Genomic DNA, 24993 nt, shown 5'->3' with positions numbered 1-24993 from the left:
TTCGCGCCACAAGCGGACCTTGCGCCTCCAGCCGTGAGGAGACGTTCAGCGCTCCTAGGCTGCATCGGGCGCGCCCTGCACAATATTCGCCCACCACCCCCACTTACGCGCGCTAGGCCGACTTAGCGCGTGCGCCCTTGCCAATAGATAGTTTTTATTATCGTATTGAGAGAAGCAGTCGCAGTACTGGGTGAGATGGGGAGTTAGGCATGAAGTCAGCATGGCTGATGGGCGTATCCGCCTGGGCGATCTGTGGTGGTCTTGCCGCTGCGCAATCGACCGTAGCGCCTCCGCGGGACGACACCGCGATCGCGGAGATCGTGGTCACCGCGCAGAAGCGCGCCGAGAACCTTCAGGATGTGCCGGTCTCGGTCACCGCCCTGACCGCCGACACCTTGTCCGCGCGCGGCGTCAACAACGTCCTGGCGCTCAACAACATGGCGCCCGGCATGCGGATCAGCGCCAACGACGCGGCCGCCAATCCCAAGATCTACATCCGAGGCGTTGGCCTCAGCGACTTCAATCCCAACGCTTCCAGCGGCGTCGGAGTCTATGTCGACGGCGTCTATATCGGCTCGCCTCTCGCCCAGATGGCCGGTTTCTACGATCTGGCCCAGGTGGAAGTCCTGCGGGGCCCTCAAGGCACCCTCTATGGCCGCAACACCAACGGCGGCGCGATCAATATCACCACCAAGCGCCCGACCCAGAGCTTCACCGCCGACGCCTCGGTGGAATACGCCACGTTCAACGCCAAGACTGTCGAGGCCGCCGTCGGTGGTCCGATCGTCGCCGATAAGCTGGCCTTCCGCGCCGCCGGCCAGTGGGTCAAGGACGATGGCTACACCTACAACCGCGTCACTGGCCACGACGTCAACGCCGCCGACCACTGGGCCGGAAGGCTGTCGCTGCTCTATACGCCGACCGAAAATTTCGAGATGCTGACCCAGGTCAATCGCTATGTGAACCGTGGCGACGCCATCGCGCCTCAGCATCGCGCCCTATTCCCCGCCACGGCCGAAGCAACCGGCCCTAACGGCCTGTGCGCTCCAAACGCGTACGCCGGCGGCGCCTGCGCCGACCTCCTCGGCTACGCCGACACCGACAACAACAGCCGCGCGATCGACAGCAATCTCGAAGGCAAGGACAAGGTCGACCTGTTCGGCGCCTCGAACCAGGCCACCTGGACATTGAACGGCATCCAGCTGGTTTCGGTCACGGCCTGGCAATGGGCCCACCGCAACGATCTCGAGAACACCGACGGCAGTCCGGCCCAGATGCTGGAGATCAATTATCGCTCCCGTCACCAGCAGTTCACCCAGGAACTGCGCCTGCAGTCCGATGATCCGTCCGGTCGCGTGAACTGGGTGCTGGGCGGCTACTTCATGGACGAGACCGTCCAGGACAACACCCGCCAAGACACCTTGCGCGACCTGCGCCCATTGTTCGCCACGCCTGACAATCCGACAGGCCTGAGCCCCGAGAACAGCGTCGCGGTGTTCGGCTGGCCCTATACCCAGAAGACCAAGGGCTACGCGCTGTTCGGGCAGGCCGACTACAAGATCACCGACAGGCTGACCGGCACCGTCGGCCTGCGCTGGTCGGCGGACGACAAGCACATGAACTACCAGAGCCAGATCGAGGACGGGCTGATCGTTCTACTGGCTTCGGACCAGAAGAAGACCTTCTCGGCGTTCTCGGGTCGCCTTGGCCTGCGCTATGCGGTGAGCGACGACGCCAACGTCTACGCCACCTACAACCGCGGCTATAAGAGCGGCGGTTTCTTCGGCGGCCTGGCCACCACGCCTGAGGAGGTCGAGCCCTACGACAACGAAACGCTGGATGCCTACGAAGTCGGAATGAAGTCCGAGTTCTTCGACCGCCGCGTGCGACTGAACGTGTCGGGCTTCTACTACGACTACAAGAACCAGCAGGTCTTCGCCCAGGCGCTGCGCAACGGCCTGACCGTGCTGGTGCTGGACAACGCCGCCAATTCCAAGGTCTACGGCGGCGAGGCCGAGATCACCGCTCGGCCGATTCAGCCCCTGACCCTCACCGCGGGCGTCTCGCTGCTGCACGCAAAGTTCGGCGACTACTTCAGCGAGGGCCAGGACTACACGGGCAATCGCCTGCCGCAGTCGCCCAAGGTGACCTTCAACACGTCCGCCACCTGGGTGGCGCCATTGGCGAGCGGCGCGTCGATCGTCGCCAATGTCGACGCCAACTATTCGTCCAAGGTCTATTTCGACAATTCGAACGCCGAGCGCCTGTCGCAGGACGCGGTGTGGATCGCCGGGGCCCAGGTCAGCTGGCGCTCACCCGACCAGCGGATCGAGGCCGGCGCCTTCGCCCGCAATCTGTTCGACAAGTCCTATGTCGTGTCGATCTCGAACATCGACAGCCTGGGCGAGGATCTGCTCAGCATGAACCGCCCGCGCAGCTTGGGCGTCTTCCTGCGCTATCACTACTAGCGTCGCAGTTGGTCGGCGGCGGGCATCTTGCTATCAGGACGTCATGGCAAGAAGCACCGCCGCCAAGACCACCGTAGCCAAGACCGACGCGCCCGCGCTCGACACCAAGTCGCGCCCCTCGCGCCGGCGCGGCAAGGACACGTTCGAGGTCATCCTGACCACCGCCGGCGAGTTGCTGGCCGAGGTCGGCTTCGAGCGTCTGACGACCAACCTGGTATGCGAGCGCGCGGGCCTGACGCCGCCGGCCCTCTACCGCTACTTCCCCAACAAGTACGCCCTGCTCAAGGAGCTTGCTCATAGGCTGATGGACGCCCAGGACAAGATTGTCCTGTCCTGGCTCGAGGCCGGCGGGACGAAGTCCTCGACACTCGAAGAGTCGGTCGCCAAGAACCGCGACCTGCAAAAGCAGATCAACGCCATTACCCGCGACTTTCCGGGCGGCGACTGGATCCTGCGCGCTCTGCGGGCCCTGCCCATGCTACAGGAAGTGCGCACCACCTCGCGCGATATGGTCGCCCAGACGCTGTTCGAGATCCTGAAGGCCGAAAACCCCGCCGCCAGCGAGGACCGCCTGCGCACGGCCACGCGACTGACGACGCAGATGATGTACGCCGCCACCGAGATGGTCCTGGAAGAGCCGGACCAGGACGAGGAGAAGATCAACGAGGAGATCTGCTGGATGGTGGCGCTGTACTACCAGCACCTCACGCGGGCGACTTCGGCCGCAACAGACTGATCAGGCCCAGGGCCAAGGCCAGGCAGGCTCCCGACAGAATCAGGGCGCGTCGGACCGGGCCCTCGCCCACCACCAGCGACGCCGCGAGAGGCCCCGCGCTGCTGCCCAAGAGCTGAGCCGCGCCGAGTTGCATCGAAGCCCGGCGAGTAGGATCGATCCGGATCAGCAGCAAGGTCTGGAACGGCAGGGCGAACAGCCACAGGAAACCGAACGCCGCCACGCAGGCGACGAACACGCTACGTCCCGGGCCGCTCCACAGCGTCGCCAGGATCACGGCGTTGATGACGCCGACGCCAAGCAGAACGTTGCTCGGCGACACGCGGTCGCCCACCGCCGTGGCGGCGACGCCGCCCAGCACCTGCAGGCCCAAAGCCAGGGCGACGGCCAGGCCCGCCTCGCGCGGCGTGAGACCCGCCCGGGCGGCCAGGGGCTCCAGATACACCCACAGGGCGACGATGAAGGCCATCCACAGAAACACCGCCGCCAGTCCGCCGATGGAGCGAACGTCCAGCGTCCCGCCCTCGTCGGACTTGGGCAGGACCGCCAGGCGGTCGGGGCCGGCCAGCGCCGCCAGGCCGGCCAGCACGGAGATTCCCGCCAGGCAGACCAGGGCGCCGTTGACGCCCCAAGGGATCATGACCGTGGCCGGCAGGCTCGCGGCTAACACCAATTGGGCGAAGGTTTGAAGGGTGACAAAGACGCCCGAGGCCCGCTCCGGCTTGGACGCCCGCGCGATGACGCCAATGGCCAGCCACAGCATCACCCCGGCGCAGGCCCCCGCAAGCGCGCGGGTGAGGATCACGCCGACGCCGCTGGTCAGGGTCGTGGCCAGCATGGCGCCCGCGTGCAGCAGACAGGTGATCGCGATCTTCAGCCGGATGTTTGTGGGCTTCAGAAGAGCCGCCGCCAGCCCGCAGGCCACGCCCAGGGCCATCAGCTCGACCGTGGCCGCCAGGCCGATCTGGGCCGTAGTGAGCCGGCCTTCCCGCTCCATCGCCCCCAGGATCACGGGTTGCAGCCCCGCGATCAGCAGCGCGACCACGCCGACACCCTGGCTTATCGCAGCGTCATGGCGCGATGGTGAAGCGACGGGGGGCGAGGCGACGGGGGCCGGGGCGTCGACCGCGGCGTCGGAGACGCTCATCGACCCTGCCCGTACGATTTGAAGCGGCGAAGGATGTGGCCCATCTCGTCCTCCGCCAGCAGGGTTGGGCCGCCGATGGCCAGCGTTCCCCAGTAGACGGCGGCCTGTTCCTCGATCTCCTCGGCGATGGCCAGGGCGTAGTCGAGGTTGGGGGCGACGACAATCTGGCCGTGATTGGCCATCAGGGCGGCGTAGCGGCCGTCCAGCGCCTCGACGACGATCTGCGCCAGTTCGGTCGAGCCGAAGGTGGCGTAGGGCGCGACCGGCACGCTGGTTCCGCCGCCGACGGCGACCATGTAGTGCACCGCCGGGATCGGCCTGTTCGCGCAGGCCAGGATGGTGGCGTGGCGCGAGTGGCAGTGGACGACCGCTCCGACGTCGGGCCTGCGATCCAACAAGCCCTGGTGCATCCGCCATTCACTGGACGGCTTGAGGGATCCAGGAGCGGTCGATCCGTCGGGCTGGACCAGCACCATCTGCTCGGCGGTCAGGCGGGCGGCGGGCACGCCGCTGGGCGTCACCAGCATCGCCTCGCCACAGCGCGCCGAGACATTGCCCGAGGTCCCGCGGTTGAGGCCCTTGTCGTCCATGGCGCGCATGACCTCGACCATGCGCTGGCGCAGCGCGCCTTCGTCCATCGCGGCCATCAGGCGGCCTCGCCGAGCGTCATCTGGCCCATGGCCGCCTCCGTCGCCTCGAAGCTCTCGAGCTTGCCGAGGGTAGCCAGTCCTTGCGCCACCAACGCGGCCGTCGCGGCGCCGAAGCGGGCGGCGTCCAGCGGCGTCCACCCGCGATCCAGCGCGGCGATGAAGCCCGCGCAATAGGAGTCGCCGCAGCTGGTCGTATCCACCGGCTTGATCCGATAGGCCGGCAGAGTCGTTCGGACGTCGTCCAGCACCACGACGGCGCCGCAGCTTCCATTCTTGATGACGCAGCCGCCCGCGCCCAGTTCACGAAATAGATCGGCGGCGGCAAACAGGTCGTCCTGCCCCGTCAGGAACACCGCCTCCGCGGCGCTGGGCATGAAATAGTCGACATGGGGCAGCAGCCGCTTGAGCTCGTCCATCGCCGTGCTCTGGGGCGAGATCAGGTCGCAGGTCACGGTCGCGCCCGCCGCGCGCGCGGCCTTGACGAGGTCCGCCCCCGCGCCGCCATCCAGCATCGGGCCGCCGATCCCGGCATAGTGCAGGAAACGCGCCGAGATCGCCGCCTCAAGCGCTTCAGGCGTGGCCTTGGCCAGCATGCCCGCCCCCAGAGCGTGAAAGTTCGGACGACGCCCCGCCGAGTCGACCGCCAGCACCGTTGTCGAACTCGGCAGGCCCGGCAGGGTCTCCAGCGCGGTCAAATCTATTCCGGCCTCGTCAAGCGCCATGCGGATGAAGCGACCGATCAGGTCATCGCCTACGGCCGAGGCGAGGCGCACCGTCATGCCCAGCTTGGCCGCGACCAAGGCCGCCCCCGCCGCCGTGCCGGCCGGCGCGCAGGCGATCCCCTCGATCAGCGTAGTGCCCTCGCCTTCCGGCAAGGCGTCGATGGCTCGCGCCACCACGTCCAGCGTCGTCAGGCCAATGCATGTCAGACCGGTCTTCATCGCCGTCTCTCCCCCACATTGACAGCCACTATGCCTCAGCCATTATGATAGTCAAAACTATCTTATCGGCGAGGCGCTCGACATGACCTGGACCAACAGCAAGGACACCGCGCTGCGCGAGCGCGCCATGGCCGTGATCCCCAACGGCATGTACGGCCACCAGTCGGTCATGCTGCTGCCCGACGACTATCCGCAGTTCTTCGAGCGAGCGGAAGGCGCCTATCTCTGGGACGCCGACGGCAATCGCTATGTCGATTTCCTGTGCGGCTACGGCCCCAACCTGTTCGGCTATGGTCACGCCGCCATCGACCAGGCCTATGTCGACCAGATGAAGCGCGGCGACACCATGACCGGCCCCGGGCCGGCGATGGTCGAACTGGCCGAGGCCCTGGTCGCCCAGGTTAGCCACGCCGACTGGGCCATGTTCTGCAAGAACGGCACCGACGCCACGACCATGGCGATGATGATCGCCCGCAACTTCACCCAGAAGAAGACCATCGTCTTGGCCAAGGGCGCCTATCACGGCGCCCAGCCCTGGTGCACGCCGCTGAAGAACGGGACCACGCCCGCTGACCGCGCCAACCAGGTGTTCTACGAATACAACGACGTCGAGAGCCTGGAGGCCGCCGTGCGCGAGGCCGGCTCGGACCTGGCGGCGATCTTCGCCTCGCCCATCAAGCACGACACCTTCGTCGATCAGGAGCTGCCCAATCCCGAATACGCCCGCCGGGCCCGTGAACTGTGCGACGAGCACGGCGCGCTGCTGATCGTCGATGACGTCCGCGCCGGCTTCCGCCTGGCGCGCGATTGCAGCTGGTCCCTGGTCGGCGTGAAGCCTGATCTGTCCAGCTGGGGCAAGGCCATCGCCAACGGCCACCCAATCTCGGCCCTGCTCGGCACCGACATCGCCCGCTTCGCGGCGGCCACCATCTACGCCACCGGGTCGTTCTGGTTCTCGGCGGCGCCGATGGCCGCGTCGCTGGCGACCCTGAAGCTGATCCGCGAGACCGACTACCTGGAGCGCACCATCGCGCTGGGCGAGCGGCTGCGCGCCGGGCTCGACGAGGCCGCCGGCCGTCATGGCTTCGGGTTGCGTCAAACCGGTCCGGCGCAGATGCCGCTGATCATGGTCGACGACGACCCCACCGGCGCCAAGGGCTACTTCTGGAACAACGCCCTGCTCAAGCGCGGCGTCTATTTCCACCCCTGGCACAACATGTTCATGACCACCGCCATGACCGACGCCGACATCGATCACGCGGTCGAGGCGGCCGACGACGCCTTCAAGCTGCTGAAGACCGCAGGCCCGCTGGAACCCGTCGCCAAGCTGGAGTTCCTACACTCGGTCGCCGGCTAGGCTCCAGACAAGACGGGCGGGATCAAGGCAGGAGTGCGCCCTTTGAAGCAAGCGGAAGGAGACCACCCTCAAACCGCGTCGCATCGACCGCTACCCCGGCCGACTAAGCGCGGCTGAACGGTGGCCAGCGCCGCGATTGCGTCAGGCGGCCTCCGCCGGTCTTTCGCTTGACCGAAGCCCCAGCCAATGGCGGACGCCGGGGATATGGCGAAGCGCGAGACGCTCCAGAAGCGCGATCGCGATCATCGAAACTCCCAGCACCGGCAGCAACACGCCGAACACGACAATCAAGACGCCCACGCCGGCCGCGATGCGGCCTTCGGGCAAGGCGGGCGGCGCGCCCAGCTGTCCCCGCGGCCGGCGACGCCACCAGATGACCAGGCCGCTGACGCTGAGGGTGATCAAGCCGATGGCGGTGAGAACGCCCAGAAGCTGATTGGCGAGGCCGAACAACTGGCCCTCGTGAGCCGCGATGCCATAGCCGATGACCTTGTCGATCGGATGTCGAGCGGAGAAGCCTTCGGTGCGGGTCACCTGGCCGGAGGCGGGATCGAGCGTCAGGGTCACCCGCTGAGGCCGGTTTGGCGTATCGGACCGCGCCGTCCAGTCGGGCGAGGCGTTGCGGCCTTTCTTGCTGGAGGGCGGCGCGATCAGCACTGGCGGCGGCAGGTCCATGGCCCGCACCGTCGCGGCCATGCGGTCTAGGGCGGGCGTCGGCGCCGACGGCGTCATCGCCATGTCCATGCCGGCCATGTCCATCCCGGCCATGTGACCCGCGTGCTCGCCGCCGCCCGAGGCGTCCAGCGCCCGGCTCTCGGCCTTCTCCCCGGCCCGGCCCGTCGACCAGTCCTGCTTGGCGACCGCCGTGCCGGTCAGCTTGCGCACTTCCTTGAAACTATCGCCCCAGACCTTGGCCCAAGGCAGACCGGTCAGCAGCAGAAACAGCGCCAGGCTCGAGATCCACACGCCGGTGACGGCGTGCAGGTCGCGCCAGAACAGTTTCGAACCCCGACCAAGACGCGGATAGAGCACGCCGCCCAGGCCCTGGGCCTGACGCGGCCACCACAGATAAAGACCCGTCACCACCATCACGATGGCCCAGCAGGCGGCCAGCTCGACCAGGATCGAGCCATTATCGCCCATCAGCAGTTCGCCATGGATGGTCTTGTCGATCTGCATCAGGCGATCATCCTGATTGATCACCTTGAGGATCCGCAGCGTCTCGGGATGGACATAGACGAGGATGTTCTCGCCCTTCTTGCCCACCACCACGCGGGCGGCGTCATCGGCTTCGCGTCGCACCTCATAGGTGCGCAGGCGCGAGCCTGGCACGGCCTTGAGGGCCGCGTCGACCTGGGCCTGGGCGCTGACGGGTTTCCCCGTCAGCGTCAGGTGGTCATAGGGGCGATCCAGCCAGGCCTCGACCTGAGGCTTGAACAGATAGATCGAGCCGGTGATCGCCAGGATGATGACGAACGGCGCGCAAAACAGGCCGGCATAGAAGTGCCAGCGCCAGATGGCGCGATAGTCGAAAATCGTTCGGCGAGCCTTGATCAGGGCCGGGCTGGACGTGGTCATGAGGTCAGGCTCCTACCACTTGGTCTTGATGTCGAAGACGAAGGTCCGCTGCGGCAGCGGGTGGGAGACGTAGGCCTGGTCGTTGAACAGGTTGTCGATCCCGACGCTCAGCTGCGCCTTCTTGGTGACGTCCCACGAAACCCGCGTATCGACCGTGAAGTACTCGGTCTGGAAGCCGTAGGCGTCGCCCCGGACCAGGCCGAACAGGTCGGAGTTGGGGCGCGAGGCGTAGCGCCAACCCAGCGAGGCCTTGAGGCGGTCATTGATGCGATAGCGGACATTGCCGCTGGACCGCCAATCGGGAATGCGCGGGAACTTCACACCCTCGGCGGCGGTGTTGGCGCTGTTCTTGATGGTCTTGGCGTCGATCCGCGTGACGTTGGCGTCGATGTCCAGGCCCGGGATCAGCACGTCCGAGGCCTCTAGGATCAGCTCCACGCCATATTGGCGGACCTTGTCGACGTTCTTGTAGGACGTGACGACGGTTCCGTACTGGTTGAGGCCGCTGAAGCTGAAGATCGCGTCGTCGATGTCCTGGTAGAACAGGCTGGTGGTCGAGCGGACCTTCCCAAACTTGCGCCGCAGGATGACGCTGGCGTCCGTGGACTTCTCGGACTTCAGGTTCGGGTCATAGCTGGTCGGATCGATCTGGCGGGTGATGTCGTCAAACCGTCCCTGGTAGAGCTCGCCGACGGTCGGAAAGCGCTTGGCGGTCCCGAGGCTGACCTGCAGCTCGAAGTCGCCCGGAATCTGACCTTGCAGCGAGAGCTTCGGGCTCACCGAGGTCTCATCGCGTTCCGGATAGGCGCTGTCGACCCGCGCGCCCGACACGCGCTTGCCGATGCCGCCGTCGAAGGCGCGCCAGCTGTCGAAGCGCAGACCGCCGGTCAGGACGAAGTTGCCGTCCAGATCATAGGCGTCCTCGGCCCACACGCCCCAAAGGCTGGTCTTGCCGTAGGTCGAAGTCGAGTAAACCGGCGCGGTCGCTGTGTGCCAGTTGGTGGTGGCGTAGGTGTCGGTCCCCGCCTCGTAGAGGTTGGCGTTCAGGCCAAAGCCGATCTCGTGCTTGCCGAAGGCGCGATCGAAGGTCGCGTCGCCTGTCCACCAACCGGGTTTGGTCTGACGGCTTTGCGTGCCGGCGCCGTTGGATGCGCCCGTGGCGTAGTCGTTGGAGGTGCGAGCGTCCTGGTCGGGAATCCAGTAGCGCGACAGATTGAACGACGCCTTCCAGCCCGCCAGCGGACCGGCCAGTTTCAGTCCGGCCAGATATTCGGTGCGGTCGGTCTCGGAGAAGGTCAGGCCCGTGGCGTTCCAGGTCTTGCCGGCGTAGCTGACCTTGCCCTGATAGACCGGCTTGCCAGAAGCATCGACCAGCCAGCTGCGCGGATTGGTCAGATCCTGATTGGTCTTCCAGGCAAAGCCCAGGGCTTGGATGTCCCAGCCATTGGCGGCCGCATAGCCGACGCGCAGGCGGAGCTGGTCCTGAATGACGTGCACGGGCGAGGCCCCGCCGAACACGGGCGTGGCCAGGCGGCTATCGTTGTAGGCGCCGGTGACCGCCGTCCCCGTCCCGGTCGTGGCGGTCAGCAGATTGTAGGTCATCGACTGGCCGGTGTTCTCGAAATGTCGGAAGCCGCCGCGCACGCTCCACGGGCCGTCCTCCTGCTTGTATGAGATTCCGCCCTCGGCGCTGTAGCCCTTGAAGGTCTGATCGAAGCCGTACTCCTTGAACGGCATGATCATGGTCTGGGCGTTGGCGTAGACCTCGCGGCCAGGCTCGGGCTCGCGGGTCGTGACCGAGATCACCCCGCCCATCGAGTTGCCGCCGTAGCGAGCCGAATAGGGGCCATAGACGATGTCGAACTGGCGCACCTCGGCCGGGCCGACCACGTTCCACTTGGGCGGATAGTCGTAGCGGTTGCCCAGGAAGTTGGAGACCACGAAACCATCGACCAACACGATGGTGCGGGCGCTCTGGACGGTGTTGGTGCCACGCAGAGCGACCACGGCGTTGTCGTCGCCAGCGAAGCGTTTGCGTACGAAGAAGTCGGGCGCGTACTTCATCAGGTCTTCGACATTGACCGCGTTGATCGCCTCGAACTCGGTCTGCCCCAGCGAGACGGCGAGGCCGCGGGGCACGACGGTGACCGGCTTGTCACCCCGCCCGACGACCAGCACCTGATCGACTTCGTTGGATTTGGCTTCGGCGGCGTCGGCGGCCGGAACGGCGGCGTCGGCGGCGATCGCCACGGCGGGTAGCGAAAGAGGGCTGAACGCGAGCGCGGCCAGCAGAGCGCGCGCGGACGCGGCGCTGCGAGAGACAGTCATTTTTATTTCCGTTCGTCAGACAAGGTTGAGCCGCCGCGCCGATTTGGCGGACGGGATTCGGTGTCAGACGATCGAAGGCGGTCCTGTCTTGGGCGGCGGCGGCGCGGCCAGTCCAAGGCCCGGACGCTGATGAAGCGGCGTCGAGGCGGCTTGGACGAACGGCGCGAAAGCCGGCGCGGCTAGGCTCTGGAGATCCGGCGCGTGGACAGGAGTCGAATGCCCCGCGAAGGCGCATCCATGCTGGGGCGCACTTTTTTCGCCGTCTTTCTTGTCCTGATCGGCGACGATCTTGCGCAAGCCGTCCAGAGCGGGGTTGGCGCCGCTCTTGACCTCCAGCGCGCCCTGCCCCGAGCAGATCATCAGAGCCGGAAGGCCGTTCACGCCGCTGGGCTGACCGAGCATATAGCCGCTGGGGATCGCGATCCGGAGGGCGACCGCGCAGAAGGCCAGGGTCACGCCTAAGCGCGCCAACCACGGCGTCAGTCGTGTCGTCCCCCGGTTCATGACGACGCCCCTACGCCCAACCCGGCTCACTGTCTAGCGGTCCGCCCCCTAGGGATGACCCCCTCTTCCGTTCATCCCCTGATTTCAATCCGCGACCTCCGCCAAGCCGACGGCGGAGCGGAAGAGCGTCAAGGCGAACTCGATATGGCCGTCAATGGCCGCACGAATCTCGACGCGCCATCTGGTGTCGGCGACGTAGATTTCCGAGGTGCGCCAGGGCCAGAAGCGTTCCTCCCGACACCGTCGTCACACGCTCGTCCACGGCGCTGAAGACATCCGTGGCTCCCGCCAGCATGAGCGCCAGACCCACCAGGGCAAGGCCAAGCAGGGGCCAAGAATACGGACGCCACGCCTTGCGATCGACAAACGCCAATACCGCGATGGGCGCGGCCAAGGCGACGAAGAGCACATGCACCCACTCAGCTCGCGCCCATAGGCCGAGAACCGGCAGGAAGAGAGACAGGGCGGGCAAGGCCAGGCAGTGAACCAAGCAGAGCGCCGAGAGGCTCACGGCTGAAAGGTCCAGGGCCTTGTCGAAATTGGCGTTCATGAGTGGATCTCCGGCGGCGAAACGCGCTCGCCTTGGCTTCATTAGGCCCAGCTCGGCCCATAGGCGGTCCATCCGGCCATAGGCATCGGCGGCGGCGGGGTTTTCGAGCCAGCGGGAAAAGAGCGCGCGCTCATCGTCGCTGAGCGCTCCCCGCGCCCGACGGGCGATCCAGAACGACGCGGCTTCATAGGGCTCCATGCGGCGCAAGCGGTGTTCGATCAGAAGCGTCATGGCGTCACAAAGCCTCGCAGTAGAACCTGCCGGGCTCTGGGCCGTCCGGATACAGCGTCTGGAACCGGTAAAGGACCAGCACCCATTCGGCCTCGTCCTCGCTGACGCCAAACCGCTGCGCCACCCAAGCGGCCGAGGGCGCGACAAAGTCGTCGATGGGCGCGGGCTCGACCGCCATCATCCCCATGCCGGAAACGGGTCAGGCAGCTTGGTCCAGGCCTTGGGGCCGAAGCCGAACTGGAGGTCGGACAGCAGGCAGGCGTCAAAGCCCCGGGTCAGCGCCTCGCGATCCATGTTCTGGCCGATCAGAACGATCTCCTGGCGGCGATCGCCATGGACGGGTTTCCAGACCTTCTGGATCGCCGCCCGCCAAGCCGGATCCTCGGGCCAATATTCCTGCGGCGCGCTCGCCCACCAACGGCCGTGGGGGCCGAACTGGGTGACCGCGCCCGCCTGGCTCCAGCCGCCGACCCGATCGTAGCGGGTCGCCAGCCACACAAAGCCCTTGGAGCGGATGACGCCCGGCCATTCACTGTCCAGCCAGGCCTTCAGCTTCTCGGGATGGAACGGCTTGGACGCGCGATAGACGAAGTGGCTGATGCCGTACTCCTCGGTCTCGGGCAGCACCTCGCCCATCAGCGCCTTCTGCCAGCCGGCCGCGCCCTCGGCCCGGACAGGGTCGAAGAGGCCGGTGTCCAGCACGTCGTCCAGCGCCACCGCGCCGCGCTCCGACCGCACGATCCGCGCCTGCGGATTGAAGGTGGCGATGATCGCCTCGAGCCGGCCCAGGTCGTCGGCGGAGACGAGATCGGCCTTGTTCAGCACGATGACGTCGGCGAACTCGATCTGTTCGACCAGCAGGTCGACCACCGTCCGCTCGTCTCCCTCCCCGGCCGTCTCGCCGCGATCGGCCAGGCTGTCGCGCGAGGCGTAGTCGCGCAGGAAATTGAAGGCGTCGACCACCGTGACCATGGTGTCCAGCCGCGCCACATCCGACAGGCTTTGCTCAGCCTCGTCGCGGAAGTCGAAGGTCGCCGCCACCGGCATTGGCTCGGAGACGCCCGTGGACTCGATCAGCAGGTAGTCGAAACGCCGCTCGGCGGCCAGACGACGGACCTCCTTGAGCAGATCCTCGCGCAGGGTGCAGCAGATGCAGCCGTTCGACATCTCGACCAGGGCTTCGTCGGTGCGCGAAAGATCCGCCCCGCCCTCGGCGACTAGCGCCGCGTCGATGTTCACCTCGCTCATGTCGTTGACGATGACCGCGACCTTCTTGCCCTCGCGGTTGGCCAGCACGTGGTTGAGCAAGGTGGTCTTGCCAGCGCCCAGGAAGCCCGAAAGGACGGTCACGGGCAGGCGGCGGTCGATCCGACCTCGGGGTTGGGAAGCTTCGACGGTCAAGCGCGCCCTCATGTGTTATAGTATAACACACATAGCGCCGCCCTTGCCGGCCGACAAGGATTGTTACGTTATAACATTTATGATTTATGCGCGGTGTCCCGTCGCGAGTTCGCCATCGATGCATCCCCCCCTAATCGAGCGTCGCCAGTTCCTCCTCACCGGCGGCTTGGCGCTGCTCGCGGCGGGCGCTCCCGCCTATGCCCGCTCGGGCCCCACGGCGCGGACGACGCCCTTCACGCTCGGCGTGGCCAGCGGCGATCCGGTCCCGGACGGCTTTGTGCTCTGGACACGCTTGGCCACGGACCCGCTCGCCAGCGACGGACAAGGCGGCCTGTTCGCGCCCGCGCGGGTGCTCTGGGAAGTGGCGGAGGACGAGACCATGCGCCGGGTGGTCCGAACGGGCCAAGCGGTCGCCGACGCCCGTTTCGCGCATTCGATCCACGTCGAGGTCGACGGCCTGAAGCCGGATCGCCCCTACTGGTATCGCTTCACCAGCCTGGGTCATCAGAGCGACATTGGCCAGGCGCGCACCGCGCCGGCGCCGAACGCGCGGGTCGAGCGGCTGACCCTGGGCATGGCGACCTGCGCCCATTGGGAGCTGGGATACTTCGCAGCCTATCGCCATCTGGCGGCCGAGCGACCCGACCTCGTCCTGTTCCTGGGCGACTACATCTACGAGTACAGCTATCGCGGCGACCGCGCGAAAGGCCGCACCGTCCGCGCCCACGATCGCCAGGACGACGTCGTCGATCTCGCCGGCTATCGCAACCGTTATGCGCTCTACAAGACCGATCCCGACCTGCAAGCCCTGCACGCCGTCGCCCCCTGCCTGATGACCTGGGACGACCACGAGGTGCAGAACGACTATTCCAATCAATGGTCACAGGACCCCGAGGTCTCGACCGAGGCCTTCCTGCGCCGCCGCGCCGCCGCGTATCGCGCCTTCTACGAGCACATGCCGCTTCGCCCGCGCTCGCGGCCGCACGGGCCGGACATGCGGATCTACGATCGGTTGCGATACGGCGATCTCGCCGAATTCCTGGTCCTGGACGGCCGGCAGTACCGGTCCATACAGCCCTGCCCCACCCCAACCTGGCGGGGCGGCCACGTGGTCCCGGAAACCTGCCCGGAGATGACCGATCCCTCGCGCACCATGCTGGGCGCGCGCCAGGAGCGCTGGCTGTACGACGGTTTCAAGCGCGCCGACGCGCGCTGGACCGTGATGGTGCAGGACCTGCTGGTCGCGCCGATCAACCAGACGGGCAAGGATGGCCAGGAGGGTCACTTCACCGACGGCTGGGACGGCTACCAAGCCAATCGCGGGCGGATGCTGGACGCCCTGGCCGCCAGCCGCGCGCCCAACCCGGTCTTCCTGGGCGGCGACATCCATTCCTTCTGGGCGACCGACCTGAAGACCGACTTCCGCAAGGATGGCGCGCCGGCCGTGGCCAGCGAGTTCGTGGCGGCCGCCATCAGCCAGGAAGGACCGCCCAAGGGCGCGTTCGACAAGGTCCAGGCGCGCAATCCGCACGTCCGTTACGTCGATCTGGAGACCAACGGCTATGCGAGCCTGACCCTCACCCGCGAGGCGATCGAGACCCGCTTCCAGGCGATCAGCGACCGCAAGGATCCCGCCGCGACCGTGCGCGGCTTGCAGCGCTTCGCGGTCGAGGCGGGACGTCCCGGCGTGCAGCTAGCCTAGGTCGAGGGCCGTCGTCAGGTCGCCCGGCGCGACGCCGCCCGCGGCGACCATGGCCCGGTCACGCTCGACGATCCCCGGCAGGGGCTCCAGTCCGAAACGGCGATTGATCAGGCGCTGGATCGAGCCGGTGTCATGGATCGTATGGTCGACATGGCCCTTGCGCGCGTGGGGCGAGATGACAAGCGCCGGGACCCGCGTGCCCGGCCCCCAGCGATCCCCCTTGGGCGGGGCGACGTGGTCCCACCAGCCGCCGTTCTCGTCGAAGGTGACCACGACCAGCATCTTGGCCCATTGCGGCCCGCTCATCAGGGCGTCCACCACCCGGGCGATGTGACGATCGCCGGCGTCCACGTCCGAATAGCCGGCATGCATGTTGAGGTCGCCTTGCGGCTTGTAGAAGCTGACCGCCGGCAGGCGGCCGGCCTGGGCGTCGGCCATGAAGCGGTTGGTCCGGGCGCTGTCGCCGAACCCCGCGTCGCGCAACCGGCTTCGCCCGTCCGCGCCCGGGGCGCGATTGGCGAAGTAGTTGAACGGCTGATGGTGAACCTGGAAGTTCGGCCGCGCCGGAAACAACGCCTCCTCGTCGCGAGCGCCCGCCAAGGCCAGTCCCCAAGCGCCGGCGTACCAGGCCCATTCCACGCCCTTGGCCGACAGCCGGTCGCCGATCGTCTGGTGCGTCTGCGGCGGCAGGGTCAAGGGTTGGTCGGGATCGGCCAGGCCGGGGTCCGCCGGACTGCGACTGACGCTCGGCGCATAGGGCGGCATCATGGTGTTGACCGCCCAGAAGTCCGGCGTCAGCGCGCTGGGCCCAAACCGCGGCCGGCCGTCCAGGGCGCTGGCGGGGCTGTCGGCCAGGGGCTTCAGCCGCGCGCCCTTGGGATCATCGCCCTCCAGCGTCGCGATCAGCCCCTTGGCGGGGCTCTGGTCGGCGTTGGGATAGACCGGCGGCTGGGCGGCGATCAGGTACTGATGGTTCAGGAACGAGCCGCCAAAGGCGCCCATGAAGAAATTGTCGCAGAGCGTAAAGCGCTCGGCCAGGCGCCACAGGCGCAGGTTCACGGCCGCGTCGCCATAGCGACCCATGACCAGGGCGCCGCTGTCGCCCCAGGCGACGAAGCGGTCATTGGCGCCGCCATTGATCTGCATCTGGTTCTGGTAGAAGGCGTGCACCAGGTCACGGGTGATCACCCCGTGCGGCAGCGGATCGCCACTGGGCGTGGCCAGGGCGAACGGCGCGTTGGGCAGGCTTGGCAGATCCCCTTCGCCGATCTTGTAGCGCGTGTGCTCGACCACCTGCTCATGGGGAACCATGCCGCCCCAGATCGGCGGCAGGCGCTCCAGCGGGCGGCCGTCGCGGTCGCGTTGCCTCAGGCGCTCGGGCGGCTCGTCCGCGAGCGGACGCTCCAGGCCCGGAAAGGCCGCGAACAGATTGTTGAAGCTGCGGTTCTCGGCGTAGATCACCACGACCGTGTCGATGGTCTCGGCGAGCCGCCGGTCGACCTCGGCGCGGGGTCGCGCCCGCGGCCTGGCCTCAACGGCCGGAGCCGCCGCGCCCGCGCCGGCCAAGGCCAGCGCGCCAAGAACCCCCCGCCGTGAAGGCGCCAACTCTTCGGGCCCGCGCTGTTCATCGTCGGGTCGGTCGCCGGCGGGCTTCTTCATCGTCAATCTCTTCGCGGTCCCTGGACGCAATTTCGCGAACACGTCGGAGGACCGACCGACGCACCGAAGCGCGTTATAATATAACAATCGATTTGTTCGATGGGCGTCGGCGCGGAAGCGTGACCCAATCTGGACGTCCCCCGGCCCAGCCGCTTCCGGCCGAACGAGACCTTAGAACTGACGCACGCCGACAGCCGCCGCGTCGGGCCGGCGGGTGTCGGCGGCGCCGTAGAAGACGCCGTCCGGGCCAATCATGATCGACTGGGTGCTGCCGATGATCTGCGAGCGTTCGACCCTGTGACCCTTGGCCTCCAGGCCCGCGACCAGGTCCTGCGGAATCGACTCCTCCAGCTGCAGCGGCCCGTCGATGCCCGACTGGTAGATGCGCGGGCGCTGGGCGGCCTCGGCGATGTTGAGGCGGTAATCGATGATGTTCGACAGCATCTGGGCCATGGTGGCGATGATGGTGCCCCCGCCCGGCGTGCCGGTGGCGACCCAGGGCTTGCCGTCCTTGAAGACGATGATGGGCGAGATGGTCGACTGGGCGCGCTTGCCCGGTTCGATCTTGTTGCCCAGGCTAGCCCCACGCGCGCTCCAGTCGAAGTTGCCCATCGAGTTGTTGAGCAGGAAGCCGGTGCCGGGCGCGACCACGTGCGCGCCGAACGAGGCCGTCAGGGTGTAGGTGTTAGAGACGACGTTCCCGTCCTTGTCGGCGATCGCGAAGTGCGTGGTGTCGGGCCCCTCGAAACTGTGGGGATCGAGGGCGGTCAGGGTCTTGGAGTCCAGCGACCGATCCATCGAGATCAGCTTGGCCCGCTCTTTCGCGAAATCCTTGCTGGCGATGCCCTTGGCGGGCGTCTTCCATTGCGGTCCGCCGCCGGAATAGCGCCGATCCATGGTCGCGATCTTCAAGGCCTCGGCCATCACGTGCATGGTCGCGACATTGCCCTGGCCGAACTTGTCCATCGGGAACTGCTCGAGGATGTTCATCACTTCGGCGACGCTGGAGGCGGCCGATGTCGGCGGCATGTAGGCGATCTGGTAGCCTCGGTAGGTGGACCAGATCGGCTCCAGGACATTGGCCTTGTAGCTGGCGAGGTCCTTCATCGTGATGACGCCGCCGCCCGCCTGGACGCCGGCGACCAGCTTCTCGGCCACGGGCCCCTTGTAGAAGCCGTCGGCGCCGCCCGCCTGGATCTGCTTCAGCGTCCAGACCAGGTCGGGGTTCTTGAAGACCTCGCCCGGAGCGTAGGCCGAGCCGTCGGGCTTGAAGAAGACCTTGTAGGCGCCGCTCGGATCCTTGGACATCGCGGACTTGCGTTGGGCCAGGGCGCTGGCCTCGTCGTCGCTCATCACGACCCCGGTCGTGGCCAGGTCGATCGTGGGCTGGATCAGCTGGGCCCAGGGCAGCTTGCCGAAGCGCTTATGCGCCTCGTAGAGGCCCGCGACCGTCCCAGGCACGGTCACGCCCTTGAACGACTGCACCTTCGCGGCGTCGACCTTGCCGTCGGCGCCCAGCAGGAGATCGGGCGTCACGCCCAGCGGGGCCTGGCCGTAGTACTCGATGGCCACGGTCTTCTTGGACGCGGCGTCATAGACGAGCATGTAGCCGCCGCCGCCCAGATTGCCCGCGCGCGGCAGGGTCAAAGCCTCGGCGATCCCCACCGCGACAGCGGCGTCCACCGCGTTGCCGCCCTTGGCCAGGATGTCCGCGCCGATGCGAGCGGCGATCTTGTTCTGGGCCACCACCATGCCGTCGCGGCCGATGGTGGGGTGGTGGATCGAGCTGTAGCCGATCAGGTCGCCGCCGGTCGCCGCGATCGCCGGCGCGGGCGCCTCCTCCTGAGCCTGGGCCGGCCAGAGCGCGAGATGCGAGATCAGGAGGGCGCCGACGAAGGCCGTTCGCAGTCGGCTTGGACGGGCGGCGAGAGTCGAAGGACGCATGACATCTCCAGGACGAATGCGCGCCATTGCCAGCGGGCCGCGCGCGAAGCCCGTCTTTCCGTTGACGATCGACGGCCGCTCAACCGCTACCGGGGCGGGACGAAGATGTTCGGAGAACGCCACGACTACGGCGCGAGATAGCGGTCGAACCAGCCGACGATCCGCCGGCTCAGGTCGGATCGGCATAGCGCCAGGGTCGGCGAGGCGCCTTGGAGAACGACGGAGGCGGCGAGGATCAAGGGCAGGGGCATGGGTCTTCCTGAACTCGCCGCGCCCGGAAGCGCGCCGAGTTTGACGAAGGGTGGGAGGTCGGCCGCTCAAACATACGGCGGCTGTAAATCGGCAGGCGCTAGGACGCGGGCTTGAAGCTGTTGTTGCTACGATCGCGATCGGGCGCGCGATGGTCGGGGTCGATCTCGGCGCTGGCGACCGGCGCCTTGGTGTCGAGCGTGAAGACGTGGGTCCCGGTCTGCATCCAGGTCTCGGCCGGCACGCGGACCTCGGCCTTGCCGCCGCTCGCCAGAGTGACGCGCAGGGTGGTCGGCAGGACCAGCTGGCCGCGGTTCTCGACCGTCACCTTCACGCCCTTGGCCGGATCGCCGTCGACATAGGCGAGGTTGGTGACAGCCTGGTCCAGGGTCCAGTTGTTGGCGTACCAACCGCGCCAGAACCAGGAGAGGTCCTCGCCGCCGGCGCTTTCCATCGCTCGGAAGAAGTCGCTGGGCTTGGGGTGCTTGAACGCCCAGTCGGCGATGAACTTGCGGAAGGCCGGATCGAACCGCTCGGGTCCGAGAATGTCTTCGCGCAGCAGGGTCAGGCCGAACGCCGATTTGAAGTAGGTGATCGGGTGGCGGTACTTTTCCCGGATGGTGTCGGCCCGCGACAGGATCGGCGGGGCGTCCTTGTCCTCAAGGATCGCGGCAATCTGGTCGGCCGGCGCCCCCTGCCCTGGCGCATATTCGCTGTCGCGCTTGGGACCGTAGACGCCGCCCCCAAAGTCGTCGGACTCGTAGACGTCGATGAAGGTGTTGAAGCCCTCGTCCATCCAGGCGTCGCGCCGCTCGTCGAAGCCGACGATCATCGGAAACCAGCTGTGGCCGATCTCATGGGCGCTGATCCAGAACAGGGTCTTGCCGGCGTCGTCGATCCCGTCGAACACGATGCCGGGATATTCCATGCCCGTGGCCGGACCGGCCACGTTGATGGCGTTCGGCCAGGGGTACGGGTACCAGCGCTTGGAGAACTGCTCGACCGCGTGCTTCAGGTACTCGGTCGATCGGCTCCAGGCGCCCTCGCCCACGCTTTCGGGCGGGTAGACCGACTGGGCCATCGCCGTCTTGCCGTTCGGCAGGTTGATGCGCGCGGCGTCCCAGACGAAACCGCGCGAGGCGGTGAAGGCGACGTCGCGCGTGTCGCTCATATGGAAGCGCCAGGTCTTGGTTCCCTTGGCCGGCAGCGCGGCGGCGACCTCCTCGGGCGTGCGGATCAGCACCGTCTTGTCGCTGCTCGCGGCTTGCGCCAGGCGCGCTTGCTGTTGGGGCGTCAGCACGTCCTTGGGATTGGTCAGAGCCCCCGATCCGGCGAGGATCATGTCGTCGGGCGCGGTCACGGCGTAGTCGATGTCGCCGTATTCCAGATAGAACTCATTGGCCAGGTACGGCAGCGTGTCCCAACCCCGGACGTCGTCATAGACGGCCATGCGCGGGTACCACTGGGCGATGTCGTAGATCTCGCCGGCCGTGGAGGTTCCCCATGCCGTCCGCCCGCCGAACAGGCCTGGCACGGCGTAGCGGTAGCGGACCCTCAGCTTCAGCTGCCCACCGGGTTTCAGTGGCTTGGCCAGGCTCACCCGCATGCGGGTGTCGTCGATCAGATGCGGCGCCGTCGCGCCATCGACCTCGACCGCCTCGATGACGTAGCCGTCGGTGAAGGCCTTGCGGGGCCGCCCGGCCTGCGCCGCCGCCCGTGAGTCCGGCCGATAGACGTTCTGGTCAAGCTGCAGCCACAGCATGTCCAGCGTGTCGGGGCTCTTGTTCGTATAGGTGATGGTCTCGTCGCCGGTCAGGACCTTCGACGCCGGGTCGAGCCGCGCGTCGATCCGGTAGTCGACGCGGTTCTGCCAATAGGCCGCGCCGGGCGCGCCCGAAGCCGAGCGCTGGGCGCTCGGCGGAGATGGCGGGGCGAAGGGCGCGAAGGTCTTCAGCGGCGCGTAGCCGCCTTCCTGGGCCTGGGCGGTCGAAGCGGTCAGGACGCCGATGGCGGCGGCGGCCAGGAGGGTTGAACGGCGCATCAGCGATTGCCCTTCTTGGCCGGCTTGCCCAGCAGTTCGTCGACCAGCGCCTGCTGGCCGTAGACTTTGACGAAGGCTTCGGTGGCGGCGGCCGTGGAGGCCACGACCGTGCGGTTGAGCGCCCCGTCATAGGCGAAGGCGCCGCCCAGCGAGTGGATGTTGCCGTCGAAGGCCGCGCCGATCACCTCGCCCTTGGCGTTCAACACCGGCGAGCCGGAATTGCCGCCGGTGATGTCGTTGGTGGTGACGAAGTCGAAGACGGTGTCGTCCGATAGCTTGCCGCGCGCGGCCTCCCAGCGGGGCGCCAGGGCGAACGGGTCCTGGCCGGTGGCGCGCTCCCAAAGCCCCTTGAAGGTCGTGGCGTAGGAAATGGTCTGGCCGCGATAGGTCCAGCCAGCCACCTTGCCGTAGCTCAGGCGCGGGCTGAACGTCGCGTCCGGATAGACCTTGTCGCCATAGACCGCGAAGCGCGCGGCCGCGATCTTCTGGGCGGCTTGGCCGCTGGGCCCCACGACCCGCTCCTCATAGGCCTTGCGCGCCGCGCGGGCCGCGCTGTCGGTGGCCAGCACGTACTGGATCAGCGGATCCTTGGACGCCTGGATCGCCGGCAGGCCGCCGTCCCACAGCGCCTTGCGCGCCGCCGGATCGGCCAGGCTCGAGGCCGAGAGCCGCGCGGCGATCGTCTCGGGGGAGTCCTTGCCCAGCAGCAGCTTGGTCTGCGGCGCGTCAGCGGTCAGCACCTCGCGCACCTTCAGTAGCCAGAACTCGATCTGCAGCTGGTTGAGATCCTTGTCGATCGGCTTGGCGTCGGTGATCTCCTTTTCCAGCAGCGGCAGGCGGGCGTCGGCGTATTCCGGCAGGCGCTCGGTGTTGGGCTTGGCGCGCTCCTGGGCCGCGCGGACCAACTCGACGGCGTAGCCATAGAGCGGCGAGAAGAAGCCCGCGCGTCCTTCCAGCAGGACGTAGGGCGCGTAGAGGCCAGCGCGCTCGGCCTGAACCTGCGCGATCCGCCCCCAGGGATCGCCCGTCGCGGCGGCCAGCTTGGGATCGGCGGCGACTTTGGCTTTCAGCTCGGCGTCGGCCTGGCGCTTGCTGTCCAGGAAGCCCGGACCCGAAAGGGCCTGCAGCTGGCCGACATAGACCTTGTAGCTGTTCTCGACGCCGAACAGCTCATGGCTGGCCACGCGTTGCTGTTCCGGGCCGCGCTTGCCAAACTCGATCAGGCGGCCGCGCAGCTCGGCCAGCTGGGTCAGGGTCATCGGGAAGCTGACGTCGCGGAGGAAGGCCAGTTGGTCGGCGGTCAGCAGGCGGCTGGTGGTGCCCGGATTGCCCGCGACGATGGTCAGTTCGCCGTCCTTGGGCGGCGCGGGATTCCAGACGAGATGGTTCGGCGTGGCGACGGGCTTGCCGTTCTCGTAGAGCCGCACGAACGACATATCGAGGTCGTAGCGCGGGAAGTTGAAGTTGTCGGGATCGCCGCCGAAGAAGGCCGTCGCCAGCTCGGGCGCGAAGACCAGCCGCACGTCGGCGTACTTCTTGAAGGTGTAGAGCTTGTATTGGCCATCCTGATACAGGTTGACCACCTGGCAGGTCTGCACCGCCTCCTTGCCCGCGCAGTTCGTGCGCTCGATATCGGCGATGGCGGCGTTGCGCGCCTTGACGAACTCGCCGCCCGCCTTGCCCGCAGCCGCGCTCTTCACCGCGTCGGTGACGTCCTTGATCGACAGCAGCACCTCGGCCTGCATTCCCGGGCAGGTGCGCTCTTCTTCCCGCGTGGCGATGACGTAGCCGTTCTTCAGATGATCGCTGGTCGCGGTCGACAGGTCCTGGGCGCAGTCGGAGACGCAGTGGTGGTTGGTCAGCACCAGGCCCTGGGCCGACACCACCGAGGCCGAGCAGCCGGTCGACAGGCGCACGGCGTTGGCCTGCACATGGTCCAGCCAGGCCTTGTCCACGGTCACGCCATAGGTCGCCTTGACCTGGGCGGCGGGGAAGTTGTCGTAGGTCCACATGCCCTCGTCGGCCAGGGCGGCGCTGGAGGCGAAGGCGGTCAGGCAGGCCGCGCTGGCGCCGAGGAACAGATTGCGCATACTCGAAGTCTCCATTCGGCGGCTTCAGCCGCCGTGGTCCAGGCGGAAGAACAGACCCTTCTCGCCATCATTGATCAGGGAAAGGCGGCCCGAAAGCGTGACCATGGCGCCCGTCAGCTTGACGCCGGGCTTGCTGATCACCTCGACCACCTCGTTGGGCTCGCCGGGCGGGCAGAAGAAGCAGACGGGCGTGTAGCGCGAAAGCAGGAAGTGCTTGGAGCGTTGCGTCGTATCCATGGGCAGCATGAAGCCCGACACCGTGATCTGCGCGCCGTTTAGCGCCTTGACCTCATCCGGGAAGCTAGCGGTAAAGACGCCCAGCTTGGCGTTCTCGCCGATCCTCGTCTTGCGCAGCGTCGTCCAGATCGGCGCTTGGGAGGTCGGCAGCTTCAACTGAGCGGCCCGCTCGCCGGGCGCCTGGCCATAGCTAGACTGAGCGAGCGCGGAGCTTGCCCCCGTCAACGCCACCGACAGGCCAAGGAGCGCGCCTTTGATCATTGGAGCTCTCCGCGCGTGAGGTGGAAGAACAGCCCCTGCCCCGCGTCGGCGCGCAGCGCGAAGCGGCCGCGCACCGTGACGGGCTCGGTGGTCGGCTTGACGAACTGGTCGAGATCAACCTCGACGACCTCGTTGGGCTGGCCGGGCGGACAGAACGGGCAGACCGGCGTGTTCCGGGTCAGCAGGAACCGGCTGACCATCGGCGACGGATCCAGCGGCAGCATGAAGCCCGAGAGGGTCAGCTCCCGGCCGTCCAGGGCTTTGACCTCCAGCGGCGGGGCGGCGGTGAACACCCCGCGCGTCAGATCGGCGGTCACCACGGTGCGGCCCAGCGTCGTCCAGATCGGATCGGCGGAATGGGGCATCAGCGCCTGACGGGCGCGTTCGGACGCCGGTTGGCTCGGCGGCGTGCTCGCCGCGGCCGCGCCGGCGATCGTCAGGGCCGCGAGCGTCAGGAGCGTCTTCCTCATGACCCGCTGGCGTCCTCGAGCCGGTAGAAGAGCCCGTCCGTGCTGGAGCTGACCAGCCGCAGGCGACCAACGAAGGTGACCTCCTCGGTCGAATAGGCGATCGGCTTGCGGCTGAAGACCTCCACAGCCTCGCCCATCTCGTTGGGCGGGCAGAACGGGCAGCCGGTGTTGCGCCGGGTGATCACGAAGTGGGTGAAGTTCCGGCTTGCATCGAGCGGCAGGATATAGCCGCTGATCGTGAAGCGCTGGCCCTCCGACGCCTTCATGGTCTTGTCGAAGCTGGCAACGTAGAGGCCCTTGGCCCGGTCGATCTGGAACCGCGTGCCGGCCTTCATGATCCCCCAGATCGGCGCGTCGTCGTGGTCGGGCGCCAAGCCGCTCGGCAACTGCTCGCGCGTCATGCCCATGGTGGCGAGCGCGATGGCGAGCCAGGCGAAGGGTTTGAGACGCAT

21 protein-coding genes are annotated in these 24993 nt (G+C 67.4%); 4 read left to right on the top strand and 17 right to left on the bottom strand.

All coding sequences use genetic code 11. From position 1 onward, the window contains the following. Positions 1–209 precede the first annotated feature (209 nt). Both CSW60_RS13980 and CSW60_RS13975 read left to right on the top strand, forming a co-directional pair. A complete protein-coding gene (locus CSW60_RS13980) occupies positions 210–2468 on the top strand; it encodes a TonB-dependent receptor (protein WP_099537961.1) in 2259 nt (752 codons plus the stop codon). Positions 2469–2511: 43 nt separating this feature from the next. Beyond that, on the top strand, positions 2512–3204 hold the full coding sequence (locus CSW60_RS13975) for a TetR/AcrR family transcriptional regulator (RefSeq protein WP_099537960.1): 693 nt from the start codon (positions 2512–2514) through the stop codon (positions 3202–3204). Here the strand turns inward: CSW60_RS13975 and CSW60_RS13970 are convergent. From CSW60_RS13970 to CSW60_RS13960, 3 genes are read right to left on the bottom strand one after another with little or no spacing between them, the layout of a single operon-like run. Continuing rightward, complete coding sequence (locus tag CSW60_RS13970) at positions 3173–4348, bottom strand: MFS transporter (protein ID WP_099537959.1); 1176 nt, start codon at positions 4346–4348, stop codon at positions 3173–3175. The two genes, CSW60_RS13975 and CSW60_RS13970, sit on opposite strands and share 32 nt — an antisense overlap. After that, entirely contained in the window at positions 4345–4995 is a 651-nt protein-coding gene (locus tag CSW60_RS13965) for a class II aldolase/adducin family protein (protein ID WP_099537958.1), read from the bottom strand. Before CSW60_RS13965 ends, CSW60_RS13970 begins: the two co-directional genes overlap by 4 nt. Continuing rightward, complete coding sequence (locus CSW60_RS13960) at positions 4995–5939, bottom strand: carbohydrate kinase family protein (protein ID WP_099537957.1); 945 nt, start codon at positions 5937–5939, stop codon at positions 4995–4997. Before CSW60_RS13960 ends, CSW60_RS13965 begins: the two co-directional genes overlap by 1 nt. A gap of 82 nt (positions 5940–6021) precedes the next feature. Between CSW60_RS13960 and CSW60_RS13955 the strand changes: the two genes are divergently transcribed. Then, positions 6022–7296 (top strand): aminotransferase class III-fold pyridoxal phosphate-dependent enzyme, encoded by a 1275-nt coding sequence (locus CSW60_RS13955; RefSeq protein WP_099537956.1) that lies wholly within the window; start codon positions 6022–6024, stop codon positions 7294–7296. 141 nt (positions 7297–7437) lie between these two features. On the opposite strand, the gene CSW60_RS13950 is transcribed toward CSW60_RS13955, so the two are convergent. The 6 genes from CSW60_RS13950 to zigA form a co-directional block, all read right to left on the bottom strand. Next, positions 7438–8874, bottom strand: a complete 1437-nt coding sequence (locus CSW60_RS13950) for a PepSY domain-containing protein (protein ID WP_099537955.1) — start codon at positions 8872–8874, stop codon at positions 7438–7440. Positions 8875–8886: 12 nt separating this feature from the next. Next, entirely contained in the window at positions 8887–11202 is a 2316-nt protein-coding gene (locus CSW60_RS13945) for a TonB-dependent receptor (protein WP_099537954.1), read from the bottom strand. A gap of 63 nt (positions 11203–11265) precedes the next feature. After that, complete coding sequence (locus CSW60_RS13940) at positions 11266–11706, bottom strand: hypothetical protein (RefSeq protein ID WP_143324189.1); 441 nt, start codon at positions 11704–11706, stop codon at positions 11266–11268. A gap of 151 nt (positions 11707–11857) precedes the next feature. After that, positions 11858–12487 carry a MerC domain-containing protein gene (locus CSW60_RS23695; protein WP_201723061.1) on the bottom strand — a complete coding sequence of 210 codons (630 nt, stop codon included), beginning with the start codon at positions 12485–12487 and terminating at the stop codon, positions 11858–11860. A 4-nt stretch (positions 12488–12491) separates the two neighbouring features. Further along, positions 12492–12665 carry a hypothetical protein gene (locus tag CSW60_RS23690; protein WP_201723060.1) on the bottom strand — a complete coding sequence of 58 codons (174 nt, stop codon included), beginning with the start codon at positions 12663–12665 and terminating at the stop codon, positions 12492–12494. Next, complete coding sequence (gene zigA, locus CSW60_RS13925) at positions 12665–13900, bottom strand: zinc metallochaperone GTPase ZigA (RefSeq protein WP_099537951.1); 1236 nt, start codon at positions 13898–13900, stop codon at positions 12665–12667. Before zigA ends, CSW60_RS23690 begins: the two co-directional genes overlap by 1 nt. Before the next feature lie 106 nt (positions 13901–14006). On the opposite strand from zigA, the gene CSW60_RS13920 reads away from it, so the two are divergent. Beyond that, the gene (locus CSW60_RS13920; protein ID WP_201723059.1) at positions 14007–15590 is read left to right on the top strand and encodes an alkaline phosphatase; all 1584 of its coding nucleotides are present in this window, start codon (positions 14007–14009) and stop codon (positions 15588–15590) included. Here CSW60_RS13920 and acpA read toward each other — a convergent pair. The 8 genes from acpA to CSW60_RS13885 all read right to left on the bottom strand — a co-directional run bounded on the left by acpA (position 15582) and on the right by CSW60_RS13885 (position 24993). Next, positions 15582–17249, bottom strand: coding sequence for an acid phosphatase (acpA, locus tag CSW60_RS13915; protein ID WP_099537949.1), 1668 nt, complete (start codon positions 17247–17249; stop codon positions 15582–15584). The two genes, CSW60_RS13920 and acpA, sit on opposite strands and share 9 nt — an antisense overlap. Positions 17250–17420: 171 nt before the next feature. Continuing rightward, positions 17421–19193 carry a gamma-glutamyltransferase gene (ggt, locus tag CSW60_RS13910; RefSeq protein WP_099537948.1) on the bottom strand — a complete coding sequence of 591 codons (1773 nt, stop codon included), beginning with the start codon at positions 19191–19193 and terminating at the stop codon, positions 17421–17423. Positions 19194–19318: 125 nt separating this feature from the next. Beyond that, positions 19319–19444, bottom strand: coding sequence for a hypothetical protein (locus CSW60_RS24250; RefSeq protein ID WP_255409000.1), 126 nt, complete (start codon positions 19442–19444; stop codon positions 19319–19321). Positions 19445–19542: 98 nt separating this feature from the next. Continuing rightward, on the bottom strand, positions 19543–21483 hold the full coding sequence (locus CSW60_RS13905) for a M1 family metallopeptidase (protein WP_099537947.1): 1941 nt from the start codon (positions 21481–21483) through the stop codon (positions 19543–19545). Continuing rightward, positions 21483–23573 carry a S46 family peptidase gene (locus tag CSW60_RS13900; protein WP_099537946.1) on the bottom strand — a complete coding sequence of 697 codons (2091 nt, stop codon included), beginning with the start codon at positions 23571–23573 and terminating at the stop codon, positions 21483–21485. The genes CSW60_RS13905 and CSW60_RS13900 overlap by 1 nt, the downstream gene beginning before the upstream one ends. A gap of 24 nt (positions 23574–23597) precedes the next feature. After that, positions 23598–24071, bottom strand: a complete 474-nt coding sequence (locus tag CSW60_RS13895) for a DUF3299 domain-containing protein (RefSeq protein ID WP_099537945.1) — start codon at positions 24069–24071, stop codon at positions 23598–23600. Then, the gene (locus CSW60_RS13890; RefSeq protein WP_099537944.1) at positions 24068–24541 is read right to left on the bottom strand and encodes a DUF3299 domain-containing protein; all 474 of its coding nucleotides are present in this window, start codon (positions 24539–24541) and stop codon (positions 24068–24070) included. Before CSW60_RS13890 ends, CSW60_RS13895 begins: the two co-directional genes overlap by 4 nt. Then, complete coding sequence (locus tag CSW60_RS13885; protein ID WP_143324188.1) at positions 24538–24993, bottom strand: hypothetical protein; 456 nt, start codon at positions 24991–24993, stop codon at positions 24538–24540. The genes CSW60_RS13890 and CSW60_RS13885 overlap by 4 nt, the downstream gene beginning before the upstream one ends.

The organism is Caulobacter sp. X, from assembly GCF_002742635.1.
In the GTDB taxonomy this organism is placed as follows: domain Bacteria; phylum Pseudomonadota; class Alphaproteobacteria; order Caulobacterales; family Caulobacteraceae; genus Caulobacter.
This window is presented reverse-complemented; position numbering and strand designations above follow the sequence as displayed.

Coding starts and splice junctions, on each gene's coding strand:
- CSW60_RS13955 (WP_099537956.1), top strand. CDS start 6,022: ATGACCTGGACCAACAGCAAGGACACCGCGCTGCGCGAGCGCGCCATG.
- CSW60_RS13885 (WP_143324188.1), bottom strand. CDS start 24,993: ATGCGTCTCAAACCCTTCGCCTGGCTCGCCATCGCGCTCGCCACCATG.
- CSW60_RS13975 (WP_099537960.1), top strand. CDS start 2,512: ATGGCAAGAAGCACCGCCGCCAAGACCACCGTAGCCAAGACCGACGCG.
- CSW60_RS13890 (WP_099537944.1), bottom strand. CDS start 24,541: ATGAGGAAGACGCTCCTGACGCTCGCGGCCCTGACGATCGCCGGCGCG.
- zigA (WP_099537951.1), bottom strand. CDS start 13,900: ATGAGGGCGCGCTTGACCGTCGAAGCTTCCCAACCCCGAGGTCGGATC.
- CSW60_RS13900 (WP_099537946.1), bottom strand. CDS start 23,573: ATGCGCAATCTGTTCCTCGGCGCCAGCGCGGCCTGCCTGACCGCCTTC.
- CSW60_RS13945 (WP_099537954.1), bottom strand. CDS start 11,202: ATGACTGTCTCTCGCAGCGCCGCGTCCGCGCGCGCTCTGCTGGCCGCG.
- CSW60_RS13980 (WP_099537961.1), top strand. CDS start 210: ATGAAGTCAGCATGGCTGATGGGCGTATCCGCCTGGGCGATCTGTGGT.
- CSW60_RS13895 (WP_099537945.1), bottom strand. CDS start 24,071: ATGATCAAAGGCGCGCTCCTTGGCCTGTCGGTGGCGTTGACGGGGGCA.
- CSW60_RS13940 (WP_143324189.1), bottom strand. CDS start 11,706: ATGAACCGGGGGACGACACGACTGACGCCGTGGTTGGCGCGCTTAGGC.
- CSW60_RS13960 (WP_099537957.1), bottom strand. CDS start 5,939: ATGAAGACCGGTCTGACATGCATTGGCCTGACGACGCTGGACGTGGTG.
- CSW60_RS13970 (WP_099537959.1), bottom strand. CDS start 4,348: ATGAGCGTCTCCGACGCCGCGGTCGACGCCCCGGCCCCCGTCGCCTCG.
- CSW60_RS23695 (WP_201723061.1), bottom strand. CDS start 12,487: ATGACGCTTCTGATCGAACACCGCTTGCGCCGCATGGAGCCCTATGAA.
- acpA (WP_099537949.1), bottom strand. CDS start 17,249: ATGAAGAAGCCCGCCGGCGACCGACCCGACGATGAACAGCGCGGGCCC.
- CSW60_RS13965 (WP_099537958.1), bottom strand. CDS start 4,995: ATGGCCGCGATGGACGAAGGCGCGCTGCGCCAGCGCATGGTCGAGGTC.
- CSW60_RS24250 (WP_255409000.1), bottom strand. CDS start 19,444: ATGCCCCTGCCCTTGATCCTCGCCGCCTCCGTCGTTCTCCAAGGCGCC.
- CSW60_RS13905 (WP_099537947.1), bottom strand. CDS start 21,483: ATGCGCCGTTCAACCCTCCTGGCCGCCGCCGCCATCGGCGTCCTGACC.
- CSW60_RS13920 (WP_201723059.1), top strand. CDS start 14,007: ATGCATCCCCCCCTAATCGAGCGTCGCCAGTTCCTCCTCACCGGCGGC.
- ggt (WP_099537948.1), bottom strand. CDS start 19,193: ATGCGTCCTTCGACTCTCGCCGCCCGTCCAAGCCGACTGCGAACGGCC.
- CSW60_RS23690 (WP_201723060.1), bottom strand. CDS start 12,665: ATGGCGGTCGAGCCCGCGCCCATCGACGACTTTGTCGCGCCCTCGGCC.
- CSW60_RS13950 (WP_099537955.1), bottom strand. CDS start 8,874: ATGACCACGTCCAGCCCGGCCCTGATCAAGGCTCGCCGAACGATTTTC.